The following is an 11756-nucleotide window of genomic DNA, read 5'->3' on the forward strand; positions in this document are numbered from 1 at the left end:
ACCGGATTCCCAGTGTAAAAGTTTCATCTGATTATTATTTCGATTGATAAAAATGAACACTTCCCCACTATGTGCAACGCGTCCTAATTCATTGGTAACAAGACCACACAAACCATTAAAACTTTTGCGCATATCGCAAACTTTGGGGTAGAGCAAAAAGGTATGTGAACTACTAAGGCTAAACACTAATATAGGTTTACTAAAGCCGAAAGTTCACTTAAATTATCCGTATCCACTCGCAGCACAACTCCATTAGGGTATACGATTTCGTATTTGTTTTCTAAAGCGAAAACTGGTTTTTTCAGTGCAATAAAACCTCCGCTTTGTGCTTCTTCATTTTTGCTTTTTCGTATCCAATAGCTGAAGGTTCCTAATTTAATACCTGCTTGATCGCAATACGCTTGTTGTGAAAGTCCACTTTGTTTCCAAGATTCAACTCGGGATAACATAAATTCATTTTTATTCATGTCTAAATTGTTTAGAACAAAACTACTACCTTAGGTTAATCTAAAAAATATGGGGTTCGTCGGGCGGATACAGCACAACTCCATTAGGGTATACGATTTCGTATTTGTTTTCTAAAGCGAAAACTGGTTTTTTCAGTACAATAAAACCTCCGCTTTGTACTTCTTCATTTTTACTTTTTCGTATCCAATAGCTGAAAGTTCCTAATTTAATACCTGCGTGATCGCAATACGCTTGTTGTGAAAGTCCACTTTGTTTCCAAGATTCAACTTGAGATAACATAAATTCATTTTTGTCCATGTCTAAATTGTTTAGAACAAAACTACTACCTTAGGTTAATCTAAAAAATATGGGGTTCGTCGGGCGGATACCTTTCAATAGTTGTTTCCCTTCCTCGCTGGCAATGCCTGCTGCAACATTTCGCTTGCCTCTGGTCGACACAGCATCAAAATTTTTGATGGTATTCATCAGTTGCAGCATGCGGCTGGATAGTTTGGGGTCTTTCGCTCTGTTCAGTATCACGCCTGTGGCATCTCGGATCAGTTTTCCTGATTTGGCGTTCAACGCAAACTCGCTTAAATTTTCTCGCGTTCTTGCAAAAGCCGGGTCAGTCATGATTCTTTTTTTACTGACGCCTCCTTTGGTTCTCACCATATACCCGTCTTGACTTTTGTAAAACGTTAGCCCATCTAACGTACCTTCAATTTTGATAATTCCTGCTAATTTGCCCATGATTATTTGTTTTTGGGATTAATAATAGTCAAATGTAGAATGCTTTCACTTGGTGTACAAGGAGTTGGTATCGTTTGGACCGTTTTTGGACTATTGTGTTGTTTTTGTAGAAAGAGTAAGAAAATAGCAAATAATACGGTAATAAGCACAACCGCACATACGTATCAAAAAGAAACAAAATAGGGCATAAATACCGTTTTAACCGTTTTCTACCACATGGTAGTTTTCCATTAAAAAAACAAAAGCGAGGAAATCGAAGAGGCGTTAGAGGTACTTTTTAGCTGCAGTGAGGATACCCCATACCTACCCCATAGATACCCGCAACATTCCGCAGTCAAAATAACAAAACGAAGAGGAGCAATTGTATTGATAATAAAGAGGCTATTCGCAATTTGGTTATGATGCCAACGAAGAGCTAAAATTAGTGTCCTTATCATGGTATAGATAGCCGACACCAGCAATTACAATGTTATTTGGAAACAATGAAAGGGAGAGACAACTCCATTTAACCTAGTCAACAGGTTAATGTGTACATTACACTATCGTAAATAATTAGTTTTAGGTCCTGTAATGAACAAAGCAGCACTTGTACAACCAGGGATAAATGGCAAATCTTCAGCGTAGTAGTATTGAAAAACAGTATTTTGAACAATAAAGCTTACAAATTGAAAGTTTTAATTAAATAGTTATTAACAAATGTAATTAATTTTTTACTTTTTTATTATGTTGATTTAGGTTCGTTTATAGTCATTTATAGTCGTTTGAACTACTTTTTGACATTTCACCTAGTAGGATAGGGCTGTTTAGTAGTTAATTGGAAAGTTCAATCTTATGGTTGTTAATAAGTTACTTCTTATGGTACGATAGTGTTTGTTAACTTTGTATTTATAATAATGGCAACAGCGTCTAACCAGCACAACTTATGTATAGAATTGTTATTTATCCAAGCGACATCGTGATCCTTACTGGGAAAAGTGAGAGTTATGCTCGTAAGGAAATTCAAAATCTTAAAAAAGAGTTGGACAAAAAACCATGTCAAAAAGTGACTATAAAGGAGTATTGTGTGTACTATGGTTTTGACCTCCATGAAGTGAGGGCCGTTTTGTCTAAATTAGAAATAAAACAAGCTTCTTGAAATTGCTTGCGCAAAAAGGGGAATGAATAGCAACATCGGCTTCAGATGTTGTTGACGATGGTATCATTTAGTACTATATTTGTTTTAGGAGTACGAACCGTTTTATCACAAGGATACAAAAGGGACCCCAAGAAGGCTAAATTGCCTCTTTAAACTAAAATTTAAAAATGACATTTGCAATTATTACTCATGTTCCCCATATTGCAAAGGGAACACATTATTATGCCTATGCACCTTATGTGCGCGAAATGAACATGTGGGCAAAGCAGGTTACAGAATTGATTGTTGTGGCACCCATAGTAAAGTCGGAGAAAACAGCAGTGGATAGTGCGTACCATAGTCCAAAAATTAAATTTATACCCGTTGCTTCTTTTGACCTACTCAGTGTCAGTGGGCTATTAAAAACCATTTTAAAAATTCCTACCATTAGTTGGCAAATCTACAAAGCCATGCGCGCTGCAGATCACATTCATTTACGCTGCCCTGGAAATATAGGTTTGTTGGGATGTATTGTTCAAATTTTTTTTCCGAATAAACCCAAAACAGCCAAATATGCTGGTAATTGGGATCCACAATCAAAACAGCCAAGGACCTACAAATTGCAACAATGGATCTTGAGTAATACATTTTTGACCCGAAATATGCAGGTTTTAGTATATGGTGAGTGGGAGGGAAGCACTAAAAACATAAAACCTTTTTTTACCGCTACCTACACTGAAGCAGATAAAGTTCCTATTGTCAACAGAAACTTAAATGACCCGATTCATTTTGTTTTTGTGGGAGCTTTAGTGTCAGGAAAGAATCCGTTGTATGCCATTCAACTAGTAGAAAGGTTGCTTCAAAAAGGACATCAAGTTCGATTGACGCTCTTTGGCGAAGGAAAAGAACGACAACAATTAGAGCATTATTGTACTCAAAACAAGTTAGAAGATTGTATTGTACTGAAAGGAAATCAAACCAAACACACCATTCAAAAAGCGTATCAAGACAGTCATTTTGTTATTTTGCCTTCCGAGAGCGAGGGCTGGCCGAAAGTGATTGCCGAGGGCATGTTTTGGGGTTGCGTTCCCATTGCGACTAAGGTATCGTGTGTCCCTTTCATGTTGGATTATGGAAACTGGGGACTCTTGTTGGACATGAACCTGGAAAAGGATAGTGCAGTAATTGAAAGCCTTTTGAAAGATCAACCTCTTTTTGATCGCAAGCAAATGAAAGGAGCAGCATGGTCCAGAGGCTACACCATGGATGTTTTTGAAGCAGAAATTAAAAAACTGCTGCTGGATTCCTAAAGCTTTCCAACCCGTTTAAATAGTCATCACCAAATACGTCTCTTCGTTTATCCCGAACTTGTTTCGGGAAGTGTTTTTGGCTTGTAATGAATTTTGCATAATAGCCTCAGACCCGTCAAGCCAAAAATGTATCGAGAAGCCCTTTTTATTATAAAAGTTCTCGATACAATTTTTAAAGCAGTCCATTCAATTTAACAAATAAAGTTTAGCTTAGCTTTAAAAACCACTCGAACAGACGTGCGTAACAGACGTTTTAGTTTAACAAATCGAGCTTAGTACTACTCACTATTCCTGTCCTCCACGTCTCTTCGTTTATCCCGAACTTGTTTCGGGAAGTGTTTTTGGCTAGTACTGGATTTTCCATGTTAAACACAAACTCGTCAAGCCAAAAATGTATCGAGAAGTGCTTTTCAACAACAGTTCTCGATACAATTTTTAAAGCAGGCCATTTACTTTAAAAAGCAAGTCTAGTTCAGCTTTAAAAACCACTCGAACAGACGTGCGTCCTCGTCACCAAGTACGTCTCTTCGAGTGTTTTTGGCTTGTAATGGGAAGTGTCTTTGGCTTGTAATGGATTTTCATTTCAAACGAAAACTCATCAAGCCAAAAATGTATCGAGAAGTGCTTTTCAACAACAGTTCTCGATACAATTTTTAAAGCAGGCCATTTACTTTAAAAAGCAAGTCTAGTTCCGCTTTAAAAACCACTCGAACAGACGACCTTCGTCATCACCAAGTACGTCTCTTCCGTTTATCCCGAACTTGTTTCGGGAAGTGTTTTTGGCTTGCAATGGATTTTGCATTTCAAACGAAAACTCATCAAGCCAAAAATGTATCGAGAAGTTCGTTTAGTTATAGAGTTCCCGTACATACTTTTGTCATCATCACCAAACACGTCTCTTCGTTTATCCCGAACTTGTTTCGGGAAGTGTTTTTGGCTTGTAATGGATTTAGCATAATAACCTCAGACCCGTCAAGCCAAAAATGTATCGAGAAGCGCTTTTTATTATAAAAGTTCTCGATACAATTTTTAAAGCAGTCCATTCAATTTAACAAATAAAGTTTAGCTTAGCTTTAAAAACCACTCGAACAGACGTGCGTAACAGACGTTTTAGTTTAACAAATCGAGCTTAGTACTACTCACTATTCCTGTCCTCCACGTCTCTTCGTTTATCCCGAACTTGTTTCGGGAAGTGTTTTTGGCTAGTACTGGATTTTCCATGTTAAACACAAACTCATCAAGCCAAAAATGTATCGAGAAGCGCTTAACGTTATAAAGTTTTCGATACAATTTTTAACGTACGGCATTAAGTTTAGCAAGGAAGGTTTAGTTTTGCTTTAAAAACCTTTTGTTGTAAAATAACAACTAGTATAATTTAAAAACGGCAAGAATACATGCGTATTATTCAAATTATCGATTCTTTGGAGGCAGGCGGCGCGGAGCGCATGGCGGTGCACTACGCAAATACTTTGGCACAACAAATTGACTTTTCAGGCTTGGTGGTAACCCGAAAAGAAGGGCCTCTTCTAGATCAAATTGAGTCGAAAGTTTCGTATTTGTTTTTAAATAAAAAACGATCGCTAGATTTTGGGGCCTTAATGAGATTGAGAAGCTATGTGAAGAAAAATAAAATTACGATTGTTCACGCGCACAGTACTTCTTTTTTTTTGGCATTTTTATTAAGAGTAACCTATCCTTCGGTCCAATTAATTTGGCACGATCACTATGGAGATAGTGAGTTTTTAGCTAAAAGACCCATCCGTGCATTAAGACTAACAATTCCTTTTTTTAATGGAATAATAGCGGTAAACCAAAATCTTAAAAAGTGGAGCGAACAAAAATTACGGGCTAGAAATGTCCTTTTTCTTCCAAATTTTCCAGCTAGTGAGAAAAGTATAAGCGCACAAACTGTTTTGAAAGGAAAAGCAGGAAAGCAGATTGTCTCTTTAGCCAATTTAAGGGCGCAGAAAGATCATTTTTTAGTATTGGAAGTGGCCAAAAAGTTACAAGTTTCTCATCCTGAGTGGACGTTTCATTTGGTTGGAAAAGATTTTGAAGATGCCTATTCTCAAAAAATTAAGGCTTTAATTAGTGCTTTTGGTTTAGAAAAAAATGTGTTTCTTTACGGCACCAAACCAGATATCGGAAATATTCTAGAGCAAGCGGCTATTGGAATTCTTACCTCTCAATCGGAAGGGTTGCCCGTTTCGCTGTTAGAGTACGGATGGTACAAGAAACCGGTAGTAGTAACTAATGTAGGAGAAATAGCGTCTTTGGTAGAAAACGAAATAAATGGATTTCTTGTTGAGGCACAACAGTCTCAATTGTTTTACGATTCCATAGTAAAATTGATCCAAAACGAGATGCTAAGGAGGGATTTTGGTGTGGCGCTCCACGAGGCGGTTGTTAAAAATAATTCAAAAGAGGCTGTGGTGAAACAGTATATAAATTGGTTGCAAAATTGTTGTAAATGAAAAACGAGGATCAATCCTATCTCTATTTAATTCTTTTCCATGTGGTCATTGGTGCATTGGGCTTTTTATTGCCTTTTACAGCAAAAATTTATGGATACTCTATTTTTATTTTTGGAGTTTATTACATCATCAAAAAACAAAATAGAAATAACGAAGCACTGATTGCAGCCGCTTATGTCGTAGGAAGTGAAGTTTTCTTGAGAATGACTGGAGGAAATCCCTTGTATGAGATTTCTAAATATGGGGTGATGGTATTTGTTTTAATAGGGATGTATTACAGCGGTTTCTCTAAAGGAGCAGTGCCTTATTGGATCTTCTTATTGTTGCTCGTTCCCAGTGTGGTAATCAGTGTTTTTGTATTGAATTTTGATACGGATATTCGGAAAGCAATCGCGTTTAATATATCAGGTCCCGTTTGTTTAGGATTAGCGTCGCTTTACACGTTTCGGCGCAAAATTGCCTTAGAAGAGATAAATAGGATTTTGCTCAGTATGGGATTACCAATTATTACGTGTATGGTGTATTTAACTTTCTATACGCCAAATGTGCAGGAAGTGATTACGGGTACAGAATCTAATTTCCAGACCTCTGGAGGTTATGGTCCCAATCAGGTGGCAACCATTTTAGGTTTAGGGATGTTTATTTTTTTTTCCAGAGTAATCTTAGACTCAAAATCAAAATTCCAAATTATTATCAATCTCATCATTGCTTTAAATATCACCTATCGGGGGATGTTGACTTTTTCCAGAGGGGGTATGATTACTGGATTTTTAATGATTGTTTTGTTGGTTGTGTTTTTATATTTTAAATCTAATTTTGGAGGAAGGGTAAAATTGAATTACATTATTGTACTTGTCGTATTTGCTTTGATGGCTACTTGTACCTACACTTCATTTCAAACGGGAGGTTTAATCAATAAACGATACTCAAATCAAGATGCCGCTGGACGAGTCAAACAAAGTCAATTTACCGGACGGGAAGACGTAGCTCAAAATGAGATTAACACCTTCTTGAAGAATCCCATTTTTGGTGTTGGGGTAGGCAAAGGTGCCGAAGTTCGGGAGGATGAAACGGGTATTCAAGTATTGTCACATGATGAAATTACCCGTATGCTTGCGGAACACGGCTCATTAGGAATAGTAGCATTACTGATTTTGTTTTTTACGCCCTTGGTGCTGTATTTAGAAAACAAATTCAATATGTTTCTCTTGTGTTTTGTGGCCTTTTGGTTTTTAACGATCAATCACGCCGCCATGCGTACCGCAGCTCCCGCCTTTGTTTACTCGCTATCATTACTAAATGTGCAGTTGGGATTTCCAGTTAGAAAAAAGGCCATGAATTGAAAGCAGACTAGTATTTAAGTTTCATATTATCCACAATTGAAACACAATCACATATTAAGTTCGTCTCGAAATGAAATTCTGCTCCTTTCTTTTTCCTCCCTTTAGGGCTGGGGCCAATAAAAAGACACTCAAGGCTATTTCCCAATCCTCAAACCGTGTAACAAAGAAAGAATTCCTTCTTTTTTCTCCCTTTAGGGCTGGGGCCAAAAAAAGACACTTATGACTATTTTCCAATCCTCAAAACGTGTTACAAAAAAAGTAGTCATTTATTTTCCTCCCTTTAGGGCTGGGGCCAAAAAAAGATACTTATGACTATTTTCCAATCCTCAAAACGTGTTACAAAGAAAGAATTCCTTCTTTTTTCTCCCTTTAGGGCTGGGGCCAATAAAAAGACACTCAAGGCTATTTCCCAATCCTCAAACCGTGTAACAAAGAAAGAATTCCTTCTTTTTTCTCCCTTTAGGGCTGGGGCCAAAAAAAAGACACTCAAGGCTATTTTCCAATCCTCAAAACGTGTTACAAAAAAAGTAGTCATTTATTTTCCTCCCTTTAGGGCTGGGGCCAAAAAAAGACACTTATGACTATTTTCCAATCCTCAAAACGTGTTACAAAGAAAGAATTCCTTCTTTTTTCTCCCTTTAGGGCTGGGGCCAAAAAAAAGATACTTAAGGCTATTTTCCAATCCTCAAACCGTATAACAAAGAAAGTATTCCTTCTTTTTTTCTCCTTTTAGGGCTGGAGTCAAAAAAAGAAAGTTGCTCTTCTTATCCAACCATTAAATCGTGTAACAACGAAAAATATGCGCTCTTTTTCCTCCCTTTAGGGCTGGGGCCAAAAAAAAGATACTCAAGGCTATTTTTCAATCCTCAAATCGTTTAACAACGAAAAGTATTCGTTCTTTTTCCTCCCTTTAGGGATGAGGCCAATAAAAAGACACTCAAGGCTATTTCCCAATCCTCAAAACGTGTTACAAAGAAAGTATTCTCTCTTTTTTCTCCCTTTAGGGCTGGGACCAAAAAAAAGATACTCAAGGCTATTTTTCAACCATTAAATCGTGTAACAACGAAAAGTTTTCACTCTTTTTTCTCCCTTTAGGGCTGGGGCAAAAAAAAGATACTTAATGCTATTTTCCAATCCTCAAACCGTATATCAACGAAAAGTATTTGCTCTTTTTTCTCCCTTTAGGGCTGGGGCCAAAAAAAGATACTTAATTCTATTTTTACAGTCAAGCCCTAATCTTCAAATCCAGCAGGAAATATAAGCCTAATTTAAAATAAACGCCTTGTTTGACAGGTGTTTTACTGGTCATTCGCGAGCAGAATGAAATTATAGCACTAAAATGCAAAATTTGTTAAAAAATTTAACATATCTTAAATTTTCTTCGGGACAAAAACATTAAATTGCACTCCCATAAGTAAAGACCTGCCATGTTTTCAGTTGACAAAATGCATTTTGAAATATCAGAGCGAAAGATGATCCTTCGACTTTTTGATGTTCTGTTCGTTTTGATGGCTTTATATGTTACTGGAAATGTATTTGCTTTTGACTATTTTGCAATTTCTGCCACTAATTATTACTGGACTATCGTTTTGGCGATTTACATTAATATATTTGGTACTATTTTCGAAATGTACAATCTTCAAGTGGCCAGCAACCAATTTCAAGTATTAAAAAGTACCCTTATTACTGTTTCTACAACCGTTTTAGTGTATTTGTTAACACCGTTTTTTTCGCCACAATTGCCTTCCAACCGACTTCAAATCTTATTATTTTTTCTCGTCATTTTTCTCGCTGTATTTACATGGCGCATGCTGTATGTTACCTTTTTGGCATCGCATCGATTTTTCCAAAAAGCCATATTAATTTGTGATCAGGAACAAGTGCAGGAGTTAATTTTAGGATTGGAAAATATCGATCCCCATTACAAGATAATTGGCTTTGTCAATACCGATGCCAGTGAAGAAGATATCGAAGAATATCATTATGTACAACACATCAAACGAGAGGATTTGTTTTCTTTTGTAAAAGAAAATGGGATATCTGAAATTGTGATTGCCTCACAGAAAACAGAGGGAATTACCCCTGATTTATACCAACAATTATTGTATTTGCTAGAATCGGGAAATATCATTCGGGAATATACACAAGTCTATGAGAGCATGACCCAGCGCATCCCCGTACAGTATATGTCTCGGGATTTTTATCGTTTTTTTCCTTTTAGCCGAAGCAATCAAAATAAATTATACTTGCTCACTGCGCGACTTTTTGAGATTACCGTTTCTGTGGCAGGTTTGGTGATAGGCCTGTTCCTGTTTCCGCTTATTTTGGTGGGCAATGCCATAGGAAATAGAGGTCGTTTATTTTATACACAGCAACGCGTTGGTAAAGATGGGATTGTTTTTGAAATCTTGAAATTTCGTACGATGGTGAAAAATGCGGAAAGGGACGGAGCTGTTTTTACCGTTATTAATGATTCCCGAGTGACTGTTTTTGGTCGGTTTTTACGCAAAACCCGAATAGATGAATTTCCTCAATTTATTAATATATTAAAGGGAGATATGGCAGTCATAGGACCGCGTCCAGAACGTCCTTTTTTTGTAAAAGAAATTGCTGAAATAATGCCTTTTTATGAAACGCGGCACATTATTAAACCAGGACTTACTGGTTGGGCACAAGTCAATTATTCGTATGGAGAAACAATCAACGATAGTCTGATTAAACTACAATACGACCTGTATTATATCAAGCACCGTAGTATTTATTTGGATTTAAATATTGCTTTTAAAACCATAACCACGGTCTTATTTTATAGGGGACAATAAGAATTGCAACACCATAAAGTACTTCTTTTTGCCTCAGGGTTATCTTGATTTAAGGTGTAAATTAAATGGAGCAGGTACGCTATACAATCTGAAACAGTTTGGTGCTAAAGTAATTCGGATATAAAGTGAAAGATTACGTATGGATCCCAAATAGCGTTTATAACTAGGTACTTTTCGTGGCTCTCGATTTACCTACTATAAAAAATGCCTATAGTTTATAGCTTACAAAATCATTGCTAATCGGTGAATCAGATATAAATTGTTCTGATGGATCGAAATCCAACTTCTTAAAATTGTAGACTATCCTCTCAATCTATCCACTTGCAGACCCTTGGTTCAACTTAAAAAGGAACCCATTAGTGTTTAAAAAGCAGCCTCAATTAAGCACAAAGCAAATCATAAGAAGGTGATCTTAAATTACAATGGGAATGCGTTTTTTATTTTGAATTGCCAGTCTGACTAAAAGTATAGCGCTAGTAATAACCATTGGTAAAACCAAAATCAGATGGGCTTTATTAATGATCAAAAAGAAATAGACTACTAACGAGAGCAAATTAAACAAAGCTAATTGATAGATTCCTTTTTTATTTTTTGTCCAATAAAAATAAAGAAGGCCTAATAGAGTAGGGTTAAACAATAAGATATTGTAGTTGTAACCTAATTCGAGATGGGACGAATAGAACCCTACAAAAGTGAAGAAAACCCCTATTACCGCTATAAAGCTGAGGTAAAACAAGGCGACGCTTTTCTTTTTTATGAAAATAATAAACAAAAGCAGTAAGATGTACGTGTAGGGATTATTCCACCAAGAAAAGGGAACCTCATTTTTAAATTCGATAATCGTTTTACTTTCTAGGGCTAACGGATGGTTCTCAAAAGAAGCTTTTTTTAGGCTTTTTAGCAGTTCAAAAGGCAAGAAGAGCTGTGTTCCCAATTGATCTACTTTTTTGCCAAAGATGATACTGGTTCCTAATTTTTCATAAAAATGTCCGTAAAAATACGGATACAATATTGTTCTATAGGTAAGGTCAGTATCTGCATTTTTTACAATAGCTGCAGTTCCAAGTGTTTTATTGATGATGGCAACGACCATCGAAGTACAGTTTTTGTCAATAAATTTGTAGGTGTAGTGACTCTCTCCCGAAGCTAAAGAGGTGTTTAAATTGTCAAACAGCTTTTGTTTTAATGGAGTCGCAATGTTGAGTTCCTGTTCATAAACAGATCTTTTTTCATAAAGATACTGATTGATAAAATCAGGATAGGAATGTGCTACGGCAAAATACTGCAAGTCTCCTTTTATGAATTTCATCACAAAATTAGGGGTATTGAAGTCAAAAGCGCCATAATTATAAATCACATCAACGGAACTGGCTGTATCCTGTACTCGAATTGCAGTATGTCCAAAAAGAGAGTATGATTCGTTGCCAGTTCCACAGGTAATGACACTGACTTTTGCGTTTTTTGACAATTGGATATTTTGTCCGAAACTATAATTG

Annotated in this window: 10 protein-coding genes; 5 read left to right on the top strand and 5 right to left on the bottom strand. The window is 36.5% G+C overall.

What is annotated here, in order from left to right; all coding sequences use genetic code 11:
• The 4 genes from tnpB to BUC11_RS12030 all read right to left on the bottom strand — a co-directional run.
• The coding region (gene tnpB, locus BUC11_RS17380) for an IS66 family insertion sequence element accessory protein TnpB (RefSeq protein WP_394332905.1) at window positions 1-186 on the bottom strand (186 nt) is incomplete at its 3' end.
• Window positions 186-467 (bottom strand): IS66 family insertion sequence element accessory protein TnpA, encoded by a 282-nt coding sequence (tnpA, locus tag BUC11_RS12020; protein WP_073353117.1) that lies wholly within the window; start codon window positions 465-467, stop codon window positions 186-188. The genes tnpA (BUC11_RS12020) and tnpB, both read right to left, overlap by 1 nt.
• 40 nt (window positions 468-507) lie before the next feature.
• Window positions 508-765 carry an IS66 family insertion sequence element accessory protein TnpA gene (tnpA, locus tag BUC11_RS12025; RefSeq protein ID WP_073354350.1) on the bottom strand — a complete coding sequence of 86 codons (258 nt, stop codon included), beginning with the start codon at window positions 763-765 and terminating at the stop codon, window positions 508-510.
• Between the two features lie 30 nt (window positions 766-795).
• A complete protein-coding gene (locus tag BUC11_RS12030; RefSeq protein WP_073354352.1) occupies window positions 796-1197 on the bottom strand; it encodes a hypothetical protein in 402 nt (133 codons plus the stop codon).
• A gap of 922 nt (window positions 1198-2119) precedes the next feature.
• On the opposite strand from BUC11_RS12030, the gene BUC11_RS12035 reads away from it, so the two are divergent.
• The 5 genes from BUC11_RS12035 to BUC11_RS12065 all read left to right on the top strand — a co-directional run bounded on the left by BUC11_RS12035 (window position 2120) and on the right by BUC11_RS12065 (window position 10260).
• Window positions 2120-2332: a hypothetical protein gene (locus BUC11_RS12035; RefSeq protein WP_073354353.1), complete on the top strand. Its 213-nt coding sequence runs from the start codon at window positions 2120-2122 to the stop codon at window positions 2330-2332.
• Window positions 2333-2499: 167 nt separating this feature from the next.
• Window positions 2500-3621, top strand: coding sequence for a glycosyltransferase family 4 protein (locus BUC11_RS12040; protein WP_073354356.1), 1122 nt, complete (start codon window positions 2500-2502; stop codon window positions 3619-3621).
• A 1394-nt stretch (window positions 3622-5015) separates the two neighbouring features.
• The gene (locus BUC11_RS12045) at window positions 5016-6095 is read left to right on the top strand and encodes a glycosyltransferase family 4 protein (RefSeq protein ID WP_073354358.1); all 1080 of its coding nucleotides are present in this window, start codon (window positions 5016-5018) and stop codon (window positions 6093-6095) included.
• The gene (locus BUC11_RS12050; RefSeq protein ID WP_073354359.1) at window positions 6092-7438 is read left to right on the top strand and encodes an O-antigen ligase family protein; all 1347 of its coding nucleotides are present in this window, start codon (window positions 6092-6094) and stop codon (window positions 7436-7438) included. Before BUC11_RS12045 ends, BUC11_RS12050 begins: the two co-directional genes overlap by 4 nt.
• A gap of 1427 nt (window positions 7439-8865) precedes the next feature.
• Window positions 8866-10260: an exopolysaccharide biosynthesis polyprenyl glycosylphosphotransferase gene (locus tag BUC11_RS12065; protein ID WP_073354364.1), complete on the top strand. Its 1395-nt coding sequence runs from the start codon at window positions 8866-8868 to the stop codon at window positions 10258-10260.
• 412 nt (window positions 10261-10672) lie between these two features.
• Here the strand turns inward: BUC11_RS12065 and BUC11_RS12070 are convergent, their stop codons facing one another.
• Window positions 10673-11728 (bottom strand): lipoprotein N-acyltransferase Lnb domain-containing protein, encoded by a 1056-nt coding sequence (locus BUC11_RS12070; RefSeq protein WP_317041247.1) that lies wholly within the window; start codon window positions 11726-11728, stop codon window positions 10673-10675.
• Window positions 11729-11756 lie beyond the last annotated feature (28 nt).

The sequence above is a fragment of the Flavobacterium xanthum genome, assembly GCF_900142695.1.
In the GTDB taxonomy this organism is placed as follows: domain Bacteria; phylum Bacteroidota; class Bacteroidia; order Flavobacteriales; family Flavobacteriaceae; genus Flavobacterium; species Flavobacterium xanthum.